The organism is Actinocorallia populi (genome assembly GCF_002995495.1).
GTDB classification, from domain to species: Bacteria; Actinomycetota; Actinomycetes; order Streptosporangiales; family Streptosporangiaceae; genus Actinocorallia; species Actinocorallia populi.
Genome location: NZ_PVZV01000010.1, coordinates 26,438 through 49,474, shown reverse-complemented (window position 1 = coordinate 49,474; position 23,037 = coordinate 26,438). Strand labels below are relative to the sequence as shown.

Below are 23,037 nucleotides of genomic sequence, written 5' to 3'. Positions count from 1 at the left end.
ATGTCCGATCTGATCGTCAAGGTCCTGGGCGGGGACGAGTTCCTCGCCCAGGACCTGGGCCGCGCCCACCGTGTCTTCTCCGCGCCCGCCGGGGAGCAGAACCGATTCGCCGACCTGCTGACCTGGCCGGCACTGAACGAGATCCTCAACACCCATCGGCTGGAACCGCCCCGGCTGCGTCTCGCCCTCGGCGGAGAGACCATCCGGGTAGAGGAGTACTGCGAGCAGCGGACGTACCGGCGCATGCAGCCCTGGCATGCCCCGCAGCCCCACCTCCTGTCCGCCCAACTTCGGAAGGGTGCGACCCTGGTGCTGGACGCCATCGAGGAGATGCACCCGCCGATCCGCGACCTGGTGAGCGCTCTGGAACGGCAGTTGCGCACCGGTGTCCAGGTCAACGCCTACGCCTCCTGGACCGCGAAGGAAGGCTTCGGCGTTCATTGGGACGACCACGACGTCATCGTCATCCAGATCTCGGGAGCGAAACGGTGGCGGGTCTACGGCCCGACCCGACCGGCTCCGCTGTACCGGGACGTCGACTTCGACGACGCCCCTCCCACGACGCCGATCGACGAGTTCACTCTCCGCGCCGGTGACGTCCTGCATGTGCCACGGGGCTGGTGGCACGCCGCCGCAGCCTCCACCGGGCAGCCGTCACTTCACCTGACCTGTGGACTGACCACCCACACCGGAGTCGACCTGCTGGCCTGGCTGATCGACGAACTACGCGCCCACGAGATCATTCGCACCGACATTCCCCGCACGGCCGACCACGCGGACGCCATGTGGCGGAACGACATCGCCGAGCTGCTGGCCGAGAGACTCGGAGACCCGTCTCTGATCGAGAAGTACCTGACTGCAAGAGACTCCGCTTATGGAGTCCATGGCGGCTTCAGCCTGCCTCACGCCGTTCACGAGACGCTCCCAGCCGATCCCGATCTGCGGGTCGCGCTGACGGCTCCGCGTGCGGTCATGAGACGCTCGGGAGAGAACCTGGTGCTGGAAGCTGCTGGACAGCGCTGGTCGCTCGCATGCCGAGCGGAGCCCCTGCTGGAGATCCTTGTCTCCGGCCGTTCAGAGGTTCTCGGCGTTCTCGCTCAGGCTTCGGACATCACCACCGCACAGGCCGCTGACCTTCTCAGTCAATTCCTGCATGCCGGGATCTTGTCCGTGGGAGAGCGACGGTGACCGCCCTCGGCTTGGGGACGTATCGCTGTCGCGACGTGGCCGTTGCCGCCCGTGTGGCCATCGCGGCCGGTGTCACGGCCATCGACACGGCTCCCGTCTACGCTCACGGAACCGCACATGAGCAACTGGCTCGGATTCTGCCCCACCATCCTGAGGTACGGGTCTTCACCAAGGTTGGGCACATGACCCGTACGCAGGCTCAGACCGCGCGGCGTATGGGCACCATCACCGATCAGGAAGCGGCTCGATGCCACTCCATATCCCCGGCCTACATCGACCATCGGATCGCCGCCAATATCGCTGAGCTGCGCAGAAAACGACTCGACCTCCTCTACCTGCATAACCCCGAACACGATGCCCATCATGATCGGGCTCGGCTCCTCACCCAGATGGCTCGGGCATTCGAGGTCTGCGAGCAGTCCGTCCACGCTGGCCAGATCACCGGTTACGGAATCGCCACCTGGAGCGGCTTCACCGACGGCGCATTCACCGTACGAGAGCTGATCTCTGCAGCACGAGACGCTGCTGGAAGTTCTGACTTTCACTTGAAGGCGATCCAGCTCCCCGTGAGTCTCGTGCACATCCGCCCGGTCGCCGAAGCTCTCCGAAGCGCCGGTCCTGTCACGCAGGCGGCCGAGGCCGGGCTCGAGGTATGGGCTTCTGCGCCGCTGAGTGGCGGCGAACTCACCGACATGGTCACCGAAGATCTGGCCGCTCGGATCAGCCCCGGCTCGTCCCCCGTGGTGGCGGCCCTGTCCGTGGTGGCCTCCACACCGGGTGTCACCGGTGCCCTGCTTTCAGCTTCGACTACGGCACACTGGCAGGACGCTCTCACAGCGTTCCGCCGCCCACCGATCACACCACCCCACCTCCGGGAGGTCTGCCGTGTTCTCCGAGCCTGATGATTCGGCTGTACGAGACCGGATGCATGCCGCCTTCACCGACGCGGCGACACGACTCACCTGCGCTCCGGTCTTCGGGACGCCCGAGGCTTGGGGCCATGGCGGCAGAACGCTCGGGATGCCGGTTGAAGACGCTCACGGGCGCGCATGGCTTCGTGTGATGGAAGCCCCGGCGGGCAAAGCCGGCGGCAAACTCTGGGTCGGCACGAAAACGGCCGCCGCGGTGCTCTCGGATGAGATCCCAAGGCCCCGACTGCTTCGTTCCGCCGAGTGGAAAGGCCATGAGTACGCCTACCGCGCCGAACTCAGCTCGTATGTGCCAGAGCCTCCCTGCTCGCCTTCTCCCGATCTCACCGAGCGCATAGCGTTGCCTGACACCTGGTGGTTCCAGTTGCGGCGTGCCTGCGACGTGGTCGCCGCAACGCCGGTCCCCGACGGCCGTCAGCCCGTCGTCACACAGGACTACATTCATCGGACCATCCCGCGCTACCTCGGTGAGACAGGCCTCGACACCACTGTCCAGAGATGGGGGTTGGCCCATGGAGATCTCCATTGGGCCAACCTCACCGGCCCTGAACTCACCATCCTGGACTGGGAAGGGTTCGGCCCCGCCCCACACGGCTTCGATGCTGCGCATCTCCACGCCTACACCCTGCCCGTCCCGGAAACGGCCGCACAAGTCCGGAAGACCTTTTTGAATGTCCTGGACACGCCAGACGGTCGGCTTGCCGAGATCACCGTGGCGGCGATCCTTCTGCAAGCAGCCGACCGAGACCCCGTCCATGCCCGTCTCGCTCCTCACGTGAGAGCGCATGTCCGGCATCTGCTGAGCACTTCCCATCACCATGGGCTCGGTTCGCCTCAAGGGAGTGCCGGGCTCAGGCCTGAGGGATGAAGATGACCTCCGCCTCACTGGCAACCGGTTGCTACGTAACCAATAGCCACCCTCGGTAAGGGCTACCTGATCCTCCCACTTTAGGGAGTGGGAAAGAGGAGTGTTCTTTGTGCTGCTAGGAGTTATGCCATTCTGTTGGCAGTAGTATACCCAGATCTTGCCTGGTAAATGATGGCGGCCGCTGACATTTCGCATTGGTGAAGTCGACGGTGCCGCCGGTGAGTTCAGAATTTTTGAAGAAAATGGTGTCGCCAGTGAGTGTCGTATTATCGAAGCTGACGGTACCGTCGGCGAATTCTGTATCCTCGAAGAAGATGGATCCATCAGAAAACCGACTGTCTCTGAAGTCGATGGTGTTGCCGTTAAGGGTCGCGCCCAAGAAATGGAGGATGCCACCTGTGAGGTTGATGTACGAGAAGTTCATGTGGCCTCCGCTGAACTCTGTATCCCAGAATTGAACCTCTCCATCGGAGAACTCTGCGTACTCGAAATTGAGAATGCCATCGAAGAACTTCGCAAACTCGAAGCTGATGTCACTGCCGGCGAATTTCGCCTCCGTGAAGTCGAGGGTGCCGCCGGTGAACTGCGCGCCCTTGAAGCTGACGTACCCGTCAATGAACTCCGCTTCTTCGAAGTTGACGGTACCGCTGGCGAACTGCGCGCCCTTGAAGTCGATGGTGCCTCCGGAAAAGACGGACTTGTGGAGATCGCCGCCGTCGAAGATGACATCGGTGAAGTCGAAGTCGCTGCCTTGCCAGGAGTGAGGGTTGTTTGAGGACAGGCGGAGGCGGTTGCCAATAAGGCGGATGACGGTGTGGCGGACTTCGCGAAAGGCTCGGTAGGCCTTGCGGGCTGAGGGATCACCGTTGGCACCAGGGTCTGGGTCATAGGGCAGGCGGAGGTAGGAGCATAGAACGTCGATGCAGGTCTGGCGCATGTCGGGTGCGTCGTCGGCGATGCCGGCCAAGGCGTGAACACCGCCGAGTTGGACGGCTGGTTTGTCGGAGCCGAGCTGGTCGATGGCGGCGGTGTAGCGGCCGGTGACCAGGCCACGTTCAGTGGCAGCAGCGGTGCGGACGGCAGCGCGGGCAGTTTCTTGGGAGGCTTCGGCGCTGTGGAAGGCGGCCTGGGTGGTGCGTTCAGAGGCTTCGGAGCTGCGAACTGCGGCCTCGGCTGTGCGGCGGGCTGAGGCCGCGTTTGCCGCGGTGTAGAAGATTGCCGCTGCTGCGAGCAACCCGGCTGCGATCCCGGCGAGTCGGCCGCGGGCGTTGTCGAGCACGTCTTGGCGGTCCTTGCCGGTGACCGCGTCCTTGCCATCAAGCGGGACCTTGTCGACGTGCTCGACCCACCAGGCTGCGCCCGGCCCCAGCACCGCGAATAGTGCAGCGAGCATTGCGATCGCGCCGAGTACGCCGACTACGGTCCCTATCCACCGGCGCTTCGGCGGGGTGCCTTCATCGGTTACGGAAGGAATACCGGGGATTGGCTGAGGGCGGTAGGAGTCGTCCACGTCCAGTCAGACGCTGCCTTTGGGCAAGAGGATCCCGTGTGTCAGCGATCGGTGGACCGGCTGGTAATGATCAGCGAGTGTGAGCAGCTGTCGGACAGGCGACGACTCGCACCGCCAGGAAATGGCAGATGCCGCATGAGGAGTCGACGCGCGGAGCGGCGTCGGTGCGGTACTTGTGCTGGTGTTCCGCATCAGCAGGATCACAGCGAGCGGGAGTTTCCTGACGCTGCAGAGCACCATGGGATCGCTGGCAGCCTGGTCTTGCAGGCCGGGACGGATTTGAAGGTCATCCAGGACCAGCTCAGTCACGCGAGCTTCGTGCTCACCGCCGACCTACGTCGCAGTCGTGCCCCGAGTTGCTCATGACTCCGCCGAGGCGGTGCCCCAGCTCATCCTCGATGCCGGACCGGCGTTCCCAGAGCCAAGCGTCCTCGACGCAAGCAGACACCGAGGCGCTCTGCCAGACTGGCGTGTCACACATTGCACGGTGATGTTGCAGTGGCATAGACGTCGGTGGTCGGCATGCCCCGCCAGCAAGCCGACGCTGGTCTCCCATCGGCTTCACCAACAGGGCTGGTTGCTCTCTCAACAGGGGGATCACCCAGATCAGGGGGCGCCGTCAGGGGCTCGACCCCCGGATCCGCTGATGAAGAGTCGGCAGAACGGAAAGGGCTGGAAGAGCGACATCTTCCGGCCCTTTCCGTTCAGGTGGAGGTGCGGGTGACGGCGGCAGGGGTCTGGGTCCTGATGAAAGCGGCCATGGAGGGGATGGTCTCGGCGTGCAGGCCCGTGGCGTCCGGGTGGACGTGCAGGTCGACCGAGACGCTGGAGTGGGCGGCGCGGGCGGCGAAGGCCAGGGCGTCGTCCAGCAGGGGGTCGGTGCCCGAGGTGAGGAGCTGGACGGGCGGGAGGCCGTGGAGGTTGCCGTGCAGCGGGCTCACGAAAGGATCCGTGAGGTCTCGGTCGGCGGCGTACCGCCCGACTCGGGCGCGGAGCTCGGCGAGGTCGAACTCGGGGTTGGCGCTCGCGTTGAACAGCAAGCTCGGGGCCTGGAGGCTCAGGTCGAGCAGCGGAGAGACGAGCGTCGCGCAGGAGGGGAGCGTGGATCCGGCGTCGCGCAGCCGGATCAGCAGGGCGGCGGCGAGTCCGGCGCCTGCGCCCTCGCCCGCCACGGCGACCGGGCCCATGGCCTGGCTGTAGTGGTAGGCGGTCTGGACGTCCACGAGCGCGGAGGGGAAGACGGGGCGGTAGCGGGCGCATACGACGGTGGCGCCCGTCCGCAGGCTGAGGTGCTCGGCGGCCTCGAGCGCCTGCTCCGGCTCGCCCGAGAAGGACGAGTCGCCGTGCAGGTAGAGGACGGCCATCTCGGCCGGATCCGGCGGGCGTACGACCAGGCCGGTGCGGCTCGTCTCGACCTGCACTTCATTTGCCACGGTTCATCACCCTTTCAGCTGCTTCCCAGTGGGCGTCCGCCACCCACAGGCGGGCGAAGGCGCGTGCGGCCTCGTCCGGAGCGACACCTGTCATGACCTGCTTGATCGACCGTACGGAGCCGTTGGCCAGGGACTCCGCCAGGGAGCGCCAGCCCTTCTCGAAGGACGCGCGGGGCACGACCCGGTCCACCAGGCCGAGGCGCTCGGCCTCGGCGGCGCCGAGGATCTCGCCGGAGCCCGCCAGCATCAGCGCCCGGCCGCGGCCGACGAGGGAGGCGAGCCGTTCGGCGCCGCCCCAGGCCGGCATGATCGCCAGGGCCACCTGGTTGAAGCCGATCCGGATGTCGTCGGCCGCGATCCGGATGTCGGCGGCCACCGCGACCTCGGCTCCGCCGCCCAGGGCGTGGCCGTTCAGCGCGGCGATCACCGGGCCGGGGAAGGCGGCGATCCGGTCGCAGACGCCCCGCATGCGCAGTGCCATGTCCATGGCCTGCTCCTCGGTGCGCAGTTTCGCCAGCTCCTTCAGGTCGCCGCCCGAGACGAAGGCGCGGTCGCCCGCCCCGGTGATGACCAGCGCCTGCGCGTCGGCGGCCTCGGTGAGCGCCTTCTCCAGCTCGTCCATGGTGGACGGGGCGATGGCGTTGCGCGCGTGCGGCCGGTTGATGGTGATGACCGCGAGGCCGCCGTCGAAGTCGAGTTCTACCTCTGCCACGTGTGTCTCCAGGCTCGTTGGGGGCCGTCAGTCCTCGTAGACGACGGTGATGTCGGGGGTCGTCGGCTCGCCCTGGCAGGTGAGCACCCAGCCGTCGGCGATCTCGTCGTCCTCGAGCGCGTTGTTGATCTGCATCCGCGCCGCGCCCTCGGTGACCTGGGCGATGCAGGTGGCGCAGTTGCCCGCCTCGCAGGAGAAGGGCGGTGAGAGGCCCGCCCGGCGCGCGCTCTGCAGCAGGGTCTCGCCGGAGTGCTGCGGGACGGTGTGCTTCTTGCCGCCCAGGACGATGGTGATGGTGCCCTCGGCCTCCGCGGGCTGCTCGGCGGGTTCGGCGGCGGGGAGCCCGAACCGCTCGATGAGGATCTGCGACGGGTCGGTCCCCCCGTCCAGCAGGACCCGTTCCACCAGGTCCATGAACGGGTCCGGGCCGCAGACGTAGAAGTCGGTGCCGGGAGCGTTCCCGGCGAACTCCCGGATCTGCGGCTCCGTGAGGAAGCCGCCGTCGGTGTCCAGGTGGCGGCGCAGCTCGAACCGGCCGGGGTACCGCTCGGCCAGTCCGTCCAGCACCGGCCCGAAGATGACCGCGTCCGCGTCACGGTCGGCCGTCAGCAGTCTCACCCGCCGGTCCGTCGTGGCCAGCGCGGTCTTGACCAGGGACAGGACCGGGGTGACGCCGCTGCCGCCGCAGAACGCCACGAGCGGAGCGCCGTTCTCCCGCAGGCAGAAGACGCCGGCGGGGAGGGTGGCCTCGACGAGGTCGCCGGGGGAGAGGTGGTCGTGCATCCAGTTCGAGACCAGGCCGCCGGGAACCCGCTTGACGGTCGTCATCACCTCGGTGTCGGTAGTCGGCGAGCTGGACATCGAGTAGCTGCGGAGCGTGCCGCACACCTTGAACGTCATGAACTGACCGGCTTCGTAGTCGAAAGCCGTGTCCAGTACGTAGGTTCGGGTGTCGGCCGTCTCCTGGATGACCCGCTTGACGCGGATCGGGTGGAAGCCGTGGTCTCGTGCCATGTATGGAATTTATCTTCTCCGCTAGTGAGATTACAATTCTCCTGTCTACGAACGGAGCGCTCATCATGCGAACGATCCCCCCTGAGCTGGTCAGGCGCTACGAGGAGGCGGGCTGGTGGACCCGGGAGACCATCGGTGACCTGCTCGCACGCGGCCTGCGGGAGGCGCCCGACACCCTGTTCCGGGTGCACTCGGCCGTACGGCCCTGGTCCGGCACCTTCCGCGACGTCGAACGGGTGGCCCGCAGGCTCGCCGCGGGCCTGCGGGACCGGGGCGTCGGCCCCGGCGACACGGTCGTCTTCCAGCTCCCCAACTGGATGGAGGCGGCCGCGGTCTTCTGGGCGTCGTCGTTCCTCGGCGCGACCGTGGTGCCCGTCGTGCACTTCTACGGGCGCAAGGAGGTCGGCTACATCCTGGAGACGGTCAAGCCCCGCGTCTTCATCGGCCCCGAGAGCTTCGGCAGGCTGGAGCACCAGGCCGACCTCTTCGCCGACGTGCCCGTCGTCGGCGTGGTGGGACGCGACTTCGACGACCTGCTGGCCGACGAGCCCATGGAGGGCGTCCTGGCGGCGGACCCGTCGGCACCCTGCCTGATCGCGTTCACCTCCGGCACGACCAGCGACCCCAAGGGCGTCGTGCACAGCCACCGGACGCTCGGCCACGAGACGCGCCAGCTCGCCGGGCTCTACCCGCCGGACCGGGGCAAGCAGCTCACCGCGGCCCCGGTGGGCCACTTCATCGGCATGGTGAACGCCTTCCTCATCCCGGTGCTGGACGGAACCCCGGTGAACCTCGCCGACGTCTGGGACCCGGGGCAGGCGCTGGCGCTGATGAAGAGCGACGGGCTCACCGTCGGGGGCGGCGCGACGTACTACGTGACGAGCCTGCTCGACCACCCCGACTTCACACCCGGGCACCTGCCGTACATGAAGTACGCCGGCCTCGGCGGCTCCTCGGTCCCGTCGGCGGTCACCACCCGCCTGGAGGACCTGGGCATCACGGTGTTCCGCTCCTACGGCAGCACCGAGCACCCGTCGATCACGGGTTCGCGGTACACCGCGCCCGTGGACAAGCGGCTGCACACCGACGGCGACGTCCTGCCCGGCGTGGAGCTGCGGCTGGCCGAGGACGGCGAGATCCTCAGCCGCGGCCCGGAGCTGTGCCTGGGTTACACCGACCCGGCGCTGACCGAGGCCGCCTTCGACGAGGACGGCTGGTACCGCACCGGCGACATCGGGGTGGTCGACGAGGACGGCTACCTGACGATCACCGACCGCAAGTCCGACGTCATCATCCGCGGCGGCGAGAACATCAGCGCGCTGGAGGTCGAGGAGGCGCTCCTCGGCATGCCCGCGGTCGCGGAGGCCGCGGTGGTGGCCGCCCCCGACGCGCGGCTCGGCGAGCACGCCGCCGCCGTGGTGCGGCTGCGTCCCGGCCACGCGATGTTCTCCCTGGAGGAGATGCGCGCCCACCTGGAGGGCGTGGGGCTGGCCCGGCAGAAGTGGCCGGAGGAGCTGCGCGAGGTCGCCGACTTCCCGCGCACCGCCAGCGGCAAGGTCCAGAAGTTCGTCCTGAGGCGGAGCCTTCAGGACATTGCAGTACGCTCCACTTGAGAATAGGATTCTCGCATTCCGCAAAGGAGGATCTCAATGCCGTCACGTGTGCTTCCGTATCCGGTCTTCGACGCGGACAACCACCTGTACGAGCCCGAGGACGCGTTCACCCGGTACCTGCCGAAGGAGTACCAGAGCGCGATCCAGTACGTGCAGGTCAGGGGCCGGACGAAGATCGCGATCAAGGGCCAGATCAGCGAGTACATCCCGAACCCGACGTTCGAGAAGGTGGCACGTCCGGGCGCGCAGGAGGACTACTTCAAGCACGGCAACCCGGAGGGCAAGTCCTACCGGGAGATCGTCGGCGCCCCGATGGAGTCGATCCCGGCGTTCCGGGAGCCCGGCCCGCGGCTGGAGCTGATGGACGAGCAGGGCGTCCAGCGCACCCTGATGTTCCCGACGCTGGCGAGCCTGCTGGAAGAGCGCATGCGCGACGACCCGGAACTGACACACGTGGTCGTCCACGCGCTCAACCAGTGGCTGGACGAGGTCTGGTCGTTCAACTACAAGGACCGCATCTTCACCACCCCGGTGATCACGCTGCCGATCGTGGAGAAGGCGATCGAGGAGCTGGAGTGGGCGCTGGAGCGCGGAGCGCGCGCCATCCTGATCCGCCCCGCCCCGGCCTACGGGTTCCGCGGCCCCCGGTCGTTCGCGCTGCCGGAGTTCGACCCGTTCTGGAAGCTGGTGCAGGAGTCCGGCACGCTGGTGGCCTTCCACTCCTCAGACAGCGGTTACGCGCGCTACGTCAACGACTGGGAGGGCGCCGGGCAGGAGTACCTGCCGTTCAAGCCCCAGCCCTTCCGCCACCTCGGGCAGTGGCGGCCGATCGAGGACGCGGTGGGGTCGCTGATCGCCCACGGCTGCCTGTCCCGCTTCCCCGACCTGAAGATCGCGACCGTGGAGACCGGGTCGTCCTGGGTGGCCCCGCTGATGGCGAGCCTGAAGGACGCCTACAAGAAGATGCCGCACGGCTTCGAGGAGCACCCGGTGGAGCAGATGCGCCGCCTGATCCACGTCAGCCCGTTCATCGAGGACGACATGGCCGCGCTGGGCGACCTGTTGGGGATCGACCGTGTGCTGTTCGGCTCGGACTACCCCCACCCCGAGGGCAAGGCCGACCCGATCACCCACGTCGACGAGCTCACGGCCTTCACCGACGAGGAGAAGGCCAAGATCATGGGCGGCAACCTCGCCAGGCTGATCGCGAAATGACCTGGGACACCATCCCCGAGATGGTGCTCGGCTCGTCCGACCGCTTCGGCGACGCCGAAGCGGTCGTGGACGGGCCGCTCCGGCTCACCTTCACCGAGCTGGCCGAGCGCGTCCGCACGGCGGCGGGCGCCTTCGCCTCGGCCGGGATCGGGAAGGGGGACCGGGCGGCGGTCTGGGCGCCCAACTCGGCAGAGTGGATCATCGCGGCGTTCGGCCTGGTGACCGCGGGCGGCGTGCTGGTGCCGGTCAACACCCGGTTCAAGGCCGAGGAGGCCGGCGACGTCATCCGCCGCAGCGGCTCCAAGCTGCTCCTGGTCCAGCAGGGCTTCCTCGGCCAGGAGTACACCGCGCCGGACGGCGTGCCGCTGATCGACCTGAAGTCGGACTTCTTGTCCAGCGGCTCGCCGTTCGAGCGGAAGGTGAGCGGCGACGACGTCGCCGACGTCATCTTCACGTCCGGGACGACCGGGCGCCCCAAGGGCGTCATGATGAACCACCGCCAGACCCTCCGGCTGTACTCCGAGTGGTGCGACCTGGCCGGGACGCGCGAAGGCGACCGCTACCTGATCGTCAACCCGTTCTTCCACACCTTCGGCTACAAGGCGGGCTGCGTCGCGTCCCTGATCAGGGGCATGACGATCCTCCCGGTGCCGGTCTTCGACGTCGGCCACGTCCTGGAGCTGGTGGAACGCGAGAAGGTGACGGTGCTGCCCGGCGCGCCCACCGTCTACCACTCGCTGCTGGCGGCTCCGGGCGACCGGCGGACCCGGGCGGGGCGCGACATCTCCTCGTTGCGGGTGGCCGTGACCGGCGCCGCCGACATCCCGGTCGAGCTCATCCGCCGGGTCAGCACCGAGCTGCCCTTCACCTCGATCATGACCGGCTACGGCCTGACCGAGGCGGGGACGGCCACCGCCTCCCGGCCGGGCGACTCGTTCGAGGACATCGCGACGACGGTCGGCACCCCGTGCGACGGCGTCGAGGTGCGCATCGCCGACGACGGCGAGGTCCTCGTGCGCGGCTACAGCGTGATGCGGGGCTACCTCGACGACCCGGAGGCCACCGCCGAGGCGGTCGACGCCGACGGCTGGCTGCACACCGGCGACCTCGGGTCGCTGGACGAGAACGGCAGGCTGAAGATCATCGGCCGCAAGAAGGACATGTTCATCGTGGGCGGCTTCAACGCCTACCCCGCCGAGATCGAGGACTTCCTGCTGGAGCACCCGGCCGTCGCCCAGGCCGCCGTCATCGGCGTCCCCGACGAGCGGCTCGGCCAGGTGGGCAAGGCCTTCGTCGTGCCCCGCGCCCCCGTCACCGAGCAGGCGCTGATCGCCTGGAGCAGGGAGCGCATGGCCGGCTACAAGGTGCCGCGCTCCGTGGTCCTCCTGGAGGAACTCCCCCTCAACGCCACCGGCAAGGTGATGAAGGACCGCCTGCAATGAGACGAAGAGCCGAGAGCGGGGCCCCACCGCGGGAATCGGGACCGCCGGAACCCGGGGGCCGCTCCCGCGAACGGCTGCGCACCCTCCCGATCCGGCGCAGGATCGGGATCCTGCTGGTGATCCCGCTGGTCTCGCTGGCGGGGTTGTGGATCTTCTCCACCGCCGCGACGCTGTCCGACGCGCTGGAGCGCGGCGACTTCTCCACCGTCTACGACGAGATCGGCGTGCCCACCGGCGCCCTCATCCAGGCCGTCCAGCAGGAGAGGGCCGCCGCGGCGCTCCTGCTGGCCGCTCCCGGGGAGAAGAACGCCCAGGCGTTCCGGGAGAAGACGGCCGCGACGGCCACCCAGCTGGAGATCTTCCGCGAGTCCTCCCTCTCCCCGAAGGTGCAGGAGGCGGTCACGGGCGCGGTGGCGCAGCGGCTGGAGGCGCTCAACGGCTCCTACGACGAACTCGGGACGCTGCGTTCCCAGGTCGAGGCGGAGCAGATCAACCCGCTGCGGTCCATCGACGGGTACAGCGCGCTGATCGACGGCTCGGTCCGGCTGATGACGACCCTGGCGAGCGTCGACGACGTCGGCGTCTACCAGCACAGCAACTCGCTGCTCTATCTCTTCTGGGCGCACGACTTCGTCCTGCGCCAGGACGTGCTGCTGTCGACCGCCAGGACCGGCACGGTGAGCCCCGCCCACCGCGCGGCGTTCGCCCGCTGGGCCGGCAGCCAGGAGGAGTTCTTCGAGCTGGCGCGCGCCGGGGTGGAGGGGGAGATCTCCCTGATCCTGCGGCGGTTCGCGGAGTCACCGGCCTACACCTCCTACCGGTCGCTGGAGGACGGCCTCGTGCAGCGCGGCGCCGCGCCCCGGCAGACCGAGTGGAAGGCCGCGCTCGCGCAGCTGACGCCGGCCTGGCTGGGCACCAACGACCAGGCGAGCAAGGTGCTGGAGAAGCAGCAGCTCCAGCCGATCCGCGACGAGATCATGTTGCGGTTCTACCTGACGGGCGGCGTCGGCCTGCTGGCCGTGGCCGTCTCGGTCGCGATCTCGCTGTTGTTCGCCGGCCGGCTGGCCCGCGAGCTGCGCGGGCTGCAGCACATGGCGCAGGAACTCGCCCACGAGCGGCTGCCCCGGGTGGTGGCGCGCCTGCGCCGCGGCGAGAAGGTGGACGTGGAGGCCGAGGCGCCCCGGCCCCCGGCGGGCCGGACGCGGGAGGTCGCCCTGGTCGCCGACGCGTTCGCCACGGTCCAGCGGACCGCGGTCGGCACCGCGGTCGGCGAGGCGGAGCTGCGCTCGAGCATCAACCGCGTCTTCGTCAACCTCTCCTGGCGCAGCCAGTCGCTGCTGCACCGCCAGCTGCGGCTGCTGGACGAGATGGAGCGCAGGGCCTCCAGCCCCGAGGAACTGGAGGCCCTGTTCCGGCTCGACCACCTCACCACCCGCATGCGCCGCCACGCCGAGGGCCTGGTCATCCTGTCGGGCGCGCAGACGACGCGCGCCTGGGACCGGCCGGTCTCGGCCGAGGACCTGATCCGCGCGTCCATCGCCGAGGTGGAGGACTACACCCGGGTGGAGGTGGAGACCACGCCGTCGGCCGACGCGTCCTCGGTGGACGGCGACGTCGTCACCGACGTGATCCACCTGCTGGCCGAACTGATCGAGAACGCCGCCTCCTTCTCCCCGCCGACCACCGAGGTGACCGTCAAGGCGGACCTGGTGGCCAACGGGCTGGTGATCGAGGTGATCGACCGCGGGCTGGGCCTGGACGCCGAGCAGCTGGCCGAGCTGAACCAGCGCCTGGCCGAGCCGGTGGAGTTCGACCTGGCCGACACCGACCGGCTCGGGCTCTTCGTCGTGGCGCGGCTGGCGGCGCTGCACGAGATCAGGGTGCGGCTCCAGGCCTCCGCGTACGGCGGCACCACCGCGATCGTGCTGGTCCCGCGGTCCCTGGTGGCCAACGGCGACCAGGCGCGCGGGCAGGAGGGCCACGGGGGCAAGCCCCATCCGGCGCTGTCCGGACCCGCCCGGCGCTCCGACGCCCCGGCGAGGTACGCGGCTCCGCAGGACCCGCCGGTGCGGAATGCGACGCCCCCGGCGAGGCATGCCGCGGTGCCGCCGCCCGTTCCCCCGCCCACCCCGCCGCCCTCGCCCGCCGGGCCCGCGGCGGCCCAGGAGGAGGACCGGCGGGAGCCGGGCACGAGGCGGCTCCCGCGGCGGAGGCGGCAGGAGAACCTGGCGCCGCAGTTGCGCGACCACTCCTCGGCCTCCTGGGACGTGGTGGCGGGCCGGGACGAGGAGGCGTTCGACGACCCGGACCCGGAGCTGCGCCGCAACCTGATGACCTCGCTGCAGTCCGGCTGGCTGCAGGCCCGTGCGGATGACGACGACATGGACGACGGTCCGGACGAGACGAGGAGGCGGCCATGAGCGGAAGCCGGAACGCGCACGAGTTCGACTGGCTGCTCGACGACCTGGTCACCCGGGTCGACGAGGTGCGCCAAGCGGTCCTGCTGTCCCGGGACGGGCTGGTGATGGGCGCGTCGGGGAACGTCACGCCGCAGGGCGCGGAATTCCTCGCGGCGCTGGCGTCGGGCTTCCACAGCCTGGCCAACGGCGCGCGTGATCACTTCGGTGGAGAGCGGGTGCGCCAGGCCTTCGTGGAGCTGGACGCCCTGCTGTTCTTCGTGCTGCCCGCGGGACAGGGGAGCTGCCTGGCCGTGCTGGCCGACGCCGGAGGGAACCCGGGACTCGTCGCCTACGAGACCAACCGCCTGATCAAGCAGGTGCGGCGGCGGGTGTCGGCAGCGCCGCGATCCACCCCCTGACCAGGGCACCGCTGAAGGGAAGGAGTGAGGATGCGCCTCGGATTCGTCGGCGCCGGGCGGATGGGCCGCCCGATGGTGGACCGGCTCACCGCCGCGGGCCACGACGTGAAGGTGCTGGCCCGTTCGGCCGGCACCCGCCGCGCCCTGGAAGGGCGGGGGCCGCGCGTCGCGGACGACCTCGCGGAGGTCGCCGCGGACGCGGAGGCCGTCATGGTGTGCGTCTTCACCGACGAGCAGGTCCGGGAGGTGTGCCTGGGCGGTGCGCTGTTCGACGCGATGCCGTCCGGGTCCGTGCTCGTCGTGCACACCACCGGGAGCCCGGCCACGGCCGAGGCCGTCGCCGCCGAGGCCGCGGCACGCGGGATCGAGGCGCTCGACGTGCCGGTCAGCGGCGGGCCGCACGACATCGCCGCCGGACGGCTGACCCTCTTCGCGGGCGGCCCTGCGGGGGCGGTGGAGCGGGTGCGGCCCGCGCTGGAGGCCTACGGCGAGCCGCTCCTGCACGTCGGCCCGCCGGGTTCGGGCCAGCGGGTGAAGCTCCTCAACAACGCGCTGTTCGCCGCCCAGCTCGGGCTGCTGGCCGACACGGTCGCGCTGGCGGCCCGGTGGGGCCTGGCGGAGGAGGACCTCCTGCGGGCGCTCCCGCACGGCAGCTCCACGAGCCGCGCGATGGCGGGCGTCGCCTCCCGCGGCTCGGTCGCGCGGTTCACCGCGGACACCGCCGAATTCCTGGGCAAGGACGTGGACCACGTCAAGAAGACCTCCGCGGAGCTCGGCGGCGATCTCGGCGCGCTGGAGGCCGCGCTGGCCTCCCTCGCCGCCGCGCTGAGGCCCGCGCCCGAAGAAACAGACGGCCTCGCCGACAAGGAGTGAACGCCATGGAACGAGGAGTGACACCCCCATGAACGACCCCGGCCGGACCTCGTCCGGCATCCCCCTGAAGCCGGTCTACGGACCCGAGGACCGGCGCGCCGATCCGCCCGGCCCCGGCTCCTTCCCGTTCACCCGCGGCAACTTCGCCGCGGGTTACCGCAAGAAGATGTGGACGTTCCGCCAGTACTCCGGCTTCGGCACCGCCGAGGAGTCCAACGAGCGCTACCGCTACCTGCTGGAGCAGGGCGGCACCGGCCTGTCGGTGGCGCTCGACCTGCCGACCCAGTGCGGCTACGACTCCGACGACCCCGAGGTGAGCGAGGAGGTCGGCCGGGTCGGCGTCGCCATCGACACCCTCGCCGACGCCGAGGTGCTGTTCGACGGCATCCCCCTGGACAGGATCAGCACCAGCTTCACCATCAACGGCACCGCCGCGATCCTGCTGGCGTTCTACGTGGCCGCCGCGGAGAAGAAGGGCGTGCCGCGGGCGAAGCTCACCGGCACGATCCAGAACGACATCCTCAAGGAGTACGCCTCGCGCGGCACCTGGATCTGGCCGCCCGAGCCGTCCCTGCGGCTGATCGCCGACACCATCGAGTTCTGCGCCGCCGAGGTGCCGCGGTTCAACGCGATCTCCGTGGCGGGCGCGCACTTCCGCGACGCGGGCGCCAACGCCGTCCAGGAGATGGCCTTCACCCTCGCCGACGGCGTCACCTACTGCGACACCGTCATCGAGCGCGGCCGGATGACGATCGAGCAGTTCGCGCCGCAGATCTCGTTCTTCTTCTACACGCACGGCGAGTTCTTCGAGGAGATCGCCAAGTACCGCGCGGGCCGCCGCCGCTGGGCGACGATCGTCCGGGAGCGCTACGGGGCGACGTCTGACAAGGCGTCGATGTTCCGCTTCGGTTGTGTTTCTGGCGGTGCCTCCCTGTACGCACCGCAGGCGCAGAACAACATCGTCCGGGTCGCCTACGAGGCGATGGCCTCGGTGCTGGGCGGCGTCCAGTCGATGTTCACCGCCGCCTGGGACGAGCCGTTCGCGCTGCCCAGCGAGGAGTCGGCGACGCTCGCGCTGCGCACCCAGCAGATCCTCGCCCACGAGACGGGCGTCGCCAAGGTCGTGGACCCGCTCGGCGGCTCCTACTTCGTCGAGGCGCTCACCGACGCGACCGAGGAGAAGATCGTCGAGATCATGGCGGACCTCGAGCGGCACGGCGGCATGGTCCGCGCCATCGAGGACGGCTACCTGCAGGGCCTCATCGCCGACGAGGCGTACAAGATCCACCGGGAGATCGAGGAGGGCGAACGCCCGGTCGTGGGCGTCAACCGCTTCGTCTCCGAGGAGCCGGCGCCCGACCTGGCCACCTACGAACTCGACGCCGAGGGCCGCGAGCGCCAGCTCAAGCGCCTGGCCAAGGTCAAGGCCGAACGCGATCCCGCGGCGGCCCGCGCCGCCCTCGCCGCGCTCTCCCGCGCCGCGGAGGGCACCGAGAACCTGATGGGTCCCCTGATCGACTGCGCCAACGCCTACTGCACGGTCGGCGAGATGGTCGCCGCCCTCAAGGACGTGTGGGGCGAATTCCAGCAACCGGTGGTGTTCTGATGCCGACAAGAGTCCTCGTGGCCAAGCCGGGCCTGGACGGCCACGACCGCGGAGCCAAGATCGTCGCCCGCACGCTGCGCGACGCCGGTTTCGAGGTCGTCTTCACCGGGATCCGGCAGAAGGTCGACGACATCGTGGCGATCGCCCTGCAGGAGGACGTGGCCGTCGTGGGCCTCAGCATCCTGTCCGGCGCGCACATAGCCCTGACCGCCCGGACCGTCGAGGCGCTGCGCGCGGCCGGTGCCGGGGACATCGCGGTCATCGTCGGCGGAACCATCCCCCTGGGCGACGTGCCGAAGCTGCGGGAGGCCGGTGCCGCCGCCGTCTTCCCCACCGGCACCCCCCTGGACGCCCTGGTCGCGGAGGTGCGCGCGCTGACCGCCACCCCCGCCGCGTCCTGAGCCCGCGGTTTTTCGGAAGAAGGAGGAGACGTGCGGATCGGTGTGATGATCGGTGCGGAGCGGGGGGACGGCGCCCGCAAGGTCGAGAAACTGCTCGCCGACATAGAGTGGGCCGAGTCCGCGGGGATGGACAGCGCGTGGATCCCGCAGGTCCCTACGGACTTCGACGCGCTGACCGCGGTGGCCCTGATGGGCACGCGGACCTCCCGCATCGAACTGGGCACGGCGGTCGTGCCGCTGCAGGCCCAGCATCCGATCGCGCTGGCCCGGCAGGCGCTGTCCGCGAACGCCGCGGCCGGGGGGCGGCTGGCGCTGGGCGTCGGCCCGTCCCACCACTGGATCATCCGGGACATGCTCGGCCTGCCCTATGAGAAGCCCGCGGCGTACACCCGCGACTACCTGGAGGTGCTGCGCGCCGCGCTGAACGGCCCCGGCCCGGTGGACGTGGCGAACGGCACGTTCGAGGTGCACAACCCGCTGGACCTCGGCCCGGCGGCCCCGATGCCGGTGCTGGTCGCCGCGCTCGGCCCGGTCATGCTGAAGCTGGCCGGCGAGCACGCCGACGGGACCGTGTTGTGGATGGCCGACGAACGGGCGGTCGCCGAACACGTCGTGCCGCGCATCACCAAGGCGGCCGAGGAGGCCGGGCGCCAGGCCCCGCGCATCATCGCGGGAGTCCCGGTCTGCCTGTGCGAACCCTCCCGGGTCGACGAGGCGCGCGAACGCGCCAACCGGATCCTGGGCGAGGCGGAGATCTCGCCGAACTACCAGAAGCTGCTGGAGTACGGCGACGCCAGGGACGTGGGCGACCTGTGCGCGGCAGGTGACGAGAAGGCGATCGCGGCGCGCTTCCAGCGGTTCGCCGACGCCGGCGTCACCGACCTGTCGGTGCGCCTGCTGCCGATCGGCGACGACCGTGACGAACTCGTCGCCTCCAAGTACCGGACCCGGGAGATGATCTCCGAGCTCGCGAAGGAGTTCCGGTGAGCCCCGGCCCGCTGGCGGGCATCAGGATCCTGGAGGTCGGCCACATGCTGGCCGGCCCCTACGCGACGATGATGCTCGCCGACCTCGGCGCCGAGGTCACCAAGATCGAGCCGCCCGGCGGGGACATCTCCCGCCAGGTGAGCGACGCCTACTTCGCCAGCCTCAACCGCGGCAAGCGCAGCGTGCGCCTCGACCTGAACTCCGCGGACGGCCGGGAGCGGCTGGGCGCCCTGGTGGCGCAGTCCCATGCGCTGCTGGTCAACCTGAAGCCGTCGGCGATCCGCAGGCTGGGGCTCACCTACGAGGACCTGAAGCGGTGGAACGAGCGCATCGTGTGCGTCGCGCTCACCGGCTTCGGCATGGACGCGGGCGACGACCCGGCCTTCGACTACGTCGTCCAGGCCTCCACCGGCGTCGCCTCGCTCACCGGCGACCCGGACGGCCCGCCGACGCTGCCCGGCTACTCCTCGGCCGACAACTCCTCGGGGCTGACCGCCGCGATCGGGCTGCTCGCCCAGATCGTCTCCGGGCGCGGCGGCCAGGTGGAGGTGTCGCTGCGGGACGTGATGCTCTCCCAGCTCAACTACCGCGCGTCGGCCTACCTCAACGAGGGGACCGAGCCCCGGCGCCTGCCCAACGGCGCGCACTCCTACTACGTGCCGGCCCAGCTGTTCCCGACGGCCGAAGGCCACCTGGCGTTGTTCGTCACCCATGACGGCTTCTGGAAGTCGTTCGCGGCCGAGGCCGGAATCGAGGGCTTCCCGACGATGGCCGAACGCGCCGAACGCCGCGAAGAGGTCCTGGCCGTGGTGACGAGGGCGCTGGCCGCCGACACCGCGGTCTCCTGGGAGGCGAGGCTCCGCCCGTCGGGCGTCCCCGCGGCCGCCGTCCGCACGCTGCCCGAGGCGCTGGAGGCCACCCCGGAGATGGTCGTGACGGCCGGCGGCTTCCGCCTGGTCGGCGGCTCCATCAAGGTGGCCGGCCACGAACCCGACTACCGCCCCCCGCCCCGCCTGGGCGAACACGGCGGCCTGACGGACGGTGAGGAAGAGACATGAGCGAGCGGACGGCACTCGCCTTCGAAGGGCGGGAGTACACCCTCTCCCGGCTGGGTTCGATGGCCGACGCGATGGCGGGGGCGCTGGCGCGGCGCGGGGTGCGCCCGGGAGACCGGGTCGCGCTCATGTCGTCCAACCGGCCCGAGTTCGTGGTGGCGGTGCAGGCGGTCTGGCGGCTGGGCGCGGCGGTCGTGCTGTTCAGCCCGGCGTGGAAGCGTGCCGAGGCCGAGCACGCCATGGCGATCACCCGGCCGTCGCACGCGGTGGGCGACCACCCGGTGCTGGCCGAGCTGATGCCGATGCTCCATCTGGACGAGCCGGTCGAGCCGACCGGGTCCGGGCACGGCCCGTTCCCCGAGCCCGACCCCCGGGCCGACGCGCTGCTGGTGTTCAGCTCCGGCACGACCGGCATGCCCAAGGCCGTCCGGCACACCCGCGCCTCGTTCGGCGCGGCCGTCGGGCACTGGCGCCGGGTGCTGGGGCTGACGGAGGACGACCGGATCCAGGTCACCACGCCGCCCTCGCACATCCTGGGCATCCTCAACATCGTCACCGCGCTGGAGTCCGGCGCCTGGTTGCGGCTGCACCGCCGGTTCGACCTGGAGCGGGTGCTGCAGTGCATCGAGACCGACCGGATCACCGTGGAGATGGCGGTCGCGCCGATCGCGCTGGCCCTGGCGTCCCATCCGAAGCTGGAGTCCTACGACCTGTCGTCGCTGCGCTACATCATGTGGGGCGCGACACCGGTGACCCCGAGCGTCGCCGAGGCCGTCACCGCGCGGACCGGCGTCGGCTGGATGCCCGCCTACGGGGCCAGCGAGCTGCCCGTCATCTCCGCCAACCCGGTCGAAGGCGCGCGGCTCGACAGCGCCGGCCGCGCCGTGCCGGGGGTGGAGCTGCGCGTGGTGTCGCTGGAGACCGGCGAGCCGGTCGCCCCCGGCGAGACGGGGGAGATCCAGGCCCGCGCGGAGTCGCTGATGGCCGGATACCTGCCCGAGGAGGCCACGGCGGGCGCGTTCGACGGCGGCTGGTACCGCACCGGCGACGTCGGCAGCGTGGACGCGGACGGCTGGGTGCGGCTCACCGACCGCTCCAAAGAAATGATCAAGGTGCGCGGCTTCCAGGTGGCCCCCGCCGAGGTCGAGGCCGTCCTGCACGGCCACCCGGCCGTCGCCGACTGCGCGGTGTACGGCGTCCCCGACGCCGCGAACGGGGAGGCGATCGTCGCGGCCGTCGCGCCGGAGGGCCCGGTCGAGCCCGCCGAGCTCATCGCGCTGGTCGGCGAACGGCTCGCCTCCTACAAACGGCCGAGCGAGGTGGTGCTCGTGGCCGAGATCCCGCGCCTGCCCTCCGGCAAGGTGCTGCGCCGAGTCCTGAAGGAGCGTCATGGACGCACGTCTGACCACTGAGCAGCGGGAGCTGCGCGACGCGGCCGCCCGGCTGGCCGCCGACCTGGGGCCCGGCTCCGTCCTCGAACTGGACGACGCCGAACGGGCCGCCCGGCTGGAGAAGGCGGTCGCCGCCACCGGCTGGCGGACCCTGCGCTCCGACGGCGCCTCCGGTGTCGAGGTGGCGCTCGTCGCCGAGGAGTTCGGCCGCGGTCTGGTCGACGCGCCGTTCCTGGGCCCCGTGCTCGCCGACGACCTGCGCAGGCGCACCGGCGCCCCCGGCGGGTCCTGGACGGTCGCGGTCGGCGCCGACGCCCTGGACGCCCGGGGGATCGAGCGGGTGCTCGCCCTGGAGGGCGCCCGGGTGCTGGCCGGACGGACCGGCACGCTCACGCCCGGAGCCGACCTGACCCGCCGGACCGCCGAGGTCGTCGGCCCGCTCGAGGCGGTCGGCGAGCTGGCCGACGACGAGGCCGACCGCTGGCGGGCGCTGGCGCTGGTCGTCACCGCCGCCGACCTCGTGGGCACGTCCCGCGGCGCGCACACGCTGGCCTGCGACTACGCCAAGGTGCGGGAGCAGTACGGGAAGACGATCGGCTCCTACCAGGCCGTGGCGCACCTGCTGGCCGAGTCCCTCGCGCTGATCGAGGGCTCGGTGAGCGTCCTGCGGCACGCCGCCTGGGCCGTCGACGAGCTGGAACCGGCCGCGGCGCTGCGGGCCGCCCGGATCGCCAAGGTCTACTGCGCCCGCGCCGCGCGGACCGTCTGCGAGACGTCCGTGCAGGTGCACGGCGGCATCGGCAACACCTGGGAGTGCCTCGCCCACGTCCACCTGCGGCGGGCGCTGACCTCCACCCACCTGTTCCCCGTGAGCCTGAAGGAGATCGACCTTGGACTTTCGTGACTCGCCCGAGGAGGCCGCCTTCCGGGAGCGGCTGAGGTCCTGGCTCGCCGAGACGGCCGGGACGTTCCCCACCTCGGGAGACGACTACTGGCGCAGGCAGGGCGAATGGCACCAGGCGCTGTACTCCGCCGGGTTCTTCGGCCTCTCCTGGCCGAAGGAGTACGGCGGCAAGGAGCTGCCGCCGGTCTACGACGTCATCCTCGACGAGGAGCTGGCCCGCGCCGGCGCCCCGTCCCGGCCCAGCCTCGGCTACCTCATGCAGGGCCTGGGCAGGCACGGGAGCCGGGAGCTGCAGCGCCGCTTCCTGCCCGGGATGATCAACGGGACGGAGCGCTGGTGCCAGGGTTTCAGCGAGCCCGGCGCGGGCTCGGACCTGGCCTCGCTGACGACCACCGCCACCCGTGAGGGCGACGAGTACGTCATCCACGGCCACAAGATCTGGACGAGCTACTCCGACGTGGCCGACTGGTGCCTCCTGCTGGCCCGCACCGACCCGGACGTGCCCCGCCACAAGGGCCTGTCGGGGTTCATCGTCTCGATGCACCAGCCGGGCATCGAGCAGCGCCCGCTGCGGATGATCAACGGGGTGACCACCGAGTTCGGCCAGGTCGCCTTCGACGGCGCCCGCGTCCCCGCGAGCCAGATGGTCGGCGCGCCCGGCGAGGGCTGGAAGCTGGCGATGACCATCGTCGGGCACGAACGCGAACCCGCCGAGCTGGGCTACTCCGCCCGCTACGGCAAGACCGTCCGCCAGCTGCTGGAACGGGTGGGCGACGGCGAGGTCCCCGAGGAGCTCGCCTGGGCCGCGGTCGAGACCGAGATGCTCCGCCTGCACGTGCAGCGGCGGCTGTCCGACCGGCTCGACGGCGTCGAGCACGGCCCCGACGGCTCCCTGGACAAGCTGCTCATGACCTGGACCGAGCAGTCCGTCGGGCACGCGGCCCTGGCCGTCGCCGGAACCCGCGACCCGGAGCTGCTCGGCACCTACCTCTACAGCCGCGCGCAGAGCGTCATGGGCGGCACCGCGCAGATCCAGAAGAACATCATCGCCTCGCGCATCCTCGGATTGGGAGCCTGA

At 70.4% G+C, this 23,037-nt stretch carries 20 protein-coding genes; 16 read left to right on the top strand and 4 right to left on the bottom strand.

The features are described 5' to 3' along the window. From C2865_RS33100 to C2865_RS33090, 3 genes are read left to right on the top strand one after another with little or no spacing between them, the layout of a single operon-like run. Complete coding sequence (locus C2865_RS33100; protein ID WP_106402583.1) at positions 1–1,188, top strand: cupin domain-containing protein; 1,188 nt, start codon at positions 1–3, stop codon at positions 1,186–1,188. Further along, positions 1,185–2,090, top strand: a complete 906-nt coding sequence (locus tag C2865_RS33095; RefSeq protein WP_106402582.1) for an aldo/keto reductase — start codon at positions 1,185–1,187, stop codon at positions 2,088–2,090. The genes C2865_RS33100 and C2865_RS33095 overlap by 4 nt, the downstream gene beginning before the upstream one ends. Then, positions 2,074–2,985 (top strand): phosphotransferase, encoded by a 912-nt coding sequence (locus tag C2865_RS33090; protein WP_198653776.1) that lies wholly within the window; start codon positions 2,074–2,076, stop codon positions 2,983–2,985. Before C2865_RS33095 ends, C2865_RS33090 begins: the two co-directional genes overlap by 17 nt. 115 nt (positions 2,986–3,100) lie before the next feature. Here C2865_RS33090 and C2865_RS33085 read toward each other — a convergent pair whose 3' ends face one another. The 4 genes from C2865_RS33085 to C2865_RS33070 form a co-directional block, all read right to left on the bottom strand. Continuing rightward, complete coding sequence (locus C2865_RS33085; RefSeq protein WP_157964003.1) at positions 3,101–4,495, bottom strand: pentapeptide repeat-containing protein; 1,395 nt, start codon at positions 4,493–4,495, stop codon at positions 3,101–3,103. 704 nt (positions 4,496–5,199) lie between these two features. After that, positions 5,200–5,928, bottom strand: a complete 729-nt coding sequence (locus C2865_RS33080; RefSeq protein ID WP_198653775.1) for an alpha/beta hydrolase fold domain-containing protein — start codon at positions 5,926–5,928, stop codon at positions 5,200–5,202. Further along, positions 5,918–6,640, bottom strand: a complete 723-nt coding sequence (locus C2865_RS33075; RefSeq protein WP_106402580.1) for an enoyl-CoA hydratase/isomerase family protein — start codon at positions 6,638–6,640, stop codon at positions 5,918–5,920. The genes C2865_RS33080 and C2865_RS33075 overlap by 11 nt, the downstream gene beginning before the upstream one ends. A 27-nt stretch (positions 6,641–6,667) precedes the next feature. After that, positions 6,668–7,654 (bottom strand): ferredoxin--NADP reductase, encoded by a 987-nt coding sequence (locus tag C2865_RS33070; protein WP_106402579.1) that lies wholly within the window; start codon positions 7,652–7,654, stop codon positions 6,668–6,670. Between the two features lie 65 nt (positions 7,655–7,719). Here C2865_RS33070 and C2865_RS33065 point away from each other — a divergent pair, with 65 nt between their 5' ends. From C2865_RS33065 to C2865_RS33005, 13 genes are read left to right on the top strand one after another with little or no spacing between them, the layout of a single operon-like run. Continuing rightward, positions 7,720–9,267 carry an AMP-binding protein gene (locus tag C2865_RS33065; RefSeq protein ID WP_106402578.1) on the top strand — a complete coding sequence of 516 codons (1,548 nt, stop codon included), beginning with the start codon at positions 7,720–7,722 and terminating at the stop codon, positions 9,265–9,267. 36 nt (positions 9,268–9,303) lie between these two features. Beyond that, positions 9,304–10,482: an amidohydrolase family protein gene (locus C2865_RS33060; RefSeq protein WP_106402577.1), complete on the top strand. Its 1,179-nt coding sequence runs from the start codon at positions 9,304–9,306 to the stop codon at positions 10,480–10,482. Further along, positions 10,479–11,924 (top strand): FadD3 family acyl-CoA ligase, encoded by a 1,446-nt coding sequence (locus C2865_RS33055; protein WP_106402576.1) that lies wholly within the window; start codon positions 10,479–10,481, stop codon positions 11,922–11,924. Before C2865_RS33060 ends, C2865_RS33055 begins: the two co-directional genes overlap by 4 nt. Beyond that, a complete protein-coding gene (locus C2865_RS41610; protein ID WP_106402575.1) occupies positions 11,921–14,344 on the top strand; it encodes a sensor histidine kinase in 2,424 nt (807 codons plus the stop codon). The genes C2865_RS33055 and C2865_RS41610 overlap by 4 nt, the downstream gene beginning before the upstream one ends. Continuing rightward, positions 14,341–14,742 (top strand): roadblock/LC7 domain-containing protein, encoded by a 402-nt coding sequence (locus tag C2865_RS33045; RefSeq protein ID WP_106402574.1) that lies wholly within the window; start codon positions 14,341–14,343, stop codon positions 14,740–14,742. The genes C2865_RS41610 and C2865_RS33045 overlap by 4 nt, the downstream gene beginning before the upstream one ends. Positions 14,743–14,772: 30 nt before the next feature. Beyond that, positions 14,773–15,615, top strand: a complete 843-nt coding sequence (locus C2865_RS33040) for an NAD(P)-dependent oxidoreductase (RefSeq protein ID WP_106402573.1) — start codon at positions 14,773–14,775, stop codon at positions 15,613–15,615. Between the two features lie 28 nt (positions 15,616–15,643). Further along, on the top strand, positions 15,644–17,221 hold the full coding sequence (locus C2865_RS33035; RefSeq protein ID WP_106402572.1) for a methylmalonyl-CoA mutase family protein: 1,578 nt from the start codon (positions 15,644–15,646) through the stop codon (positions 17,219–17,221). Next, positions 17,221–17,622: a cobalamin B12-binding domain-containing protein gene (locus C2865_RS33030; protein WP_106402571.1), complete on the top strand. Its 402-nt coding sequence runs from the start codon at positions 17,221–17,223 to the stop codon at positions 17,620–17,622. The genes C2865_RS33035 and C2865_RS33030 overlap by 1 nt, the downstream gene beginning before the upstream one ends. A gap of 30 nt (positions 17,623–17,652) precedes the next feature. Beyond that, on the top strand, positions 17,653–18,609 hold the full coding sequence (locus C2865_RS33025) for an LLM class F420-dependent oxidoreductase (protein ID WP_106402570.1): 957 nt from the start codon (positions 17,653–17,655) through the stop codon (positions 18,607–18,609). Continuing rightward, positions 18,606–19,667, top strand: coding sequence for a CaiB/BaiF CoA transferase family protein (locus tag C2865_RS33020; RefSeq protein WP_106402569.1), 1,062 nt, complete (start codon positions 18,606–18,608; stop codon positions 19,665–19,667). The genes C2865_RS33025 and C2865_RS33020 overlap by 4 nt, the downstream gene beginning before the upstream one ends. After that, positions 19,664–21,076: a class I adenylate-forming enzyme family protein gene (locus C2865_RS33015; RefSeq protein WP_106402568.1), complete on the top strand. Its 1,413-nt coding sequence runs from the start codon at positions 19,664–19,666 to the stop codon at positions 21,074–21,076. The genes C2865_RS33020 and C2865_RS33015 overlap by 4 nt, the downstream gene beginning before the upstream one ends. Then, on the top strand, positions 21,054–21,959 hold the full coding sequence (locus C2865_RS33010; protein ID WP_106402567.1) for an acyl-CoA dehydrogenase family protein: 906 nt from the start codon (positions 21,054–21,056) through the stop codon (positions 21,957–21,959). Before C2865_RS33015 ends, C2865_RS33010 begins: the two co-directional genes overlap by 23 nt. Further along, entirely contained in the window at positions 21,946–23,037 is a 1,092-nt protein-coding gene (locus tag C2865_RS33005; RefSeq protein ID WP_106402566.1) for an acyl-CoA dehydrogenase family protein, read from the top strand. The genes C2865_RS33010 and C2865_RS33005 overlap by 14 nt, the downstream gene beginning before the upstream one ends.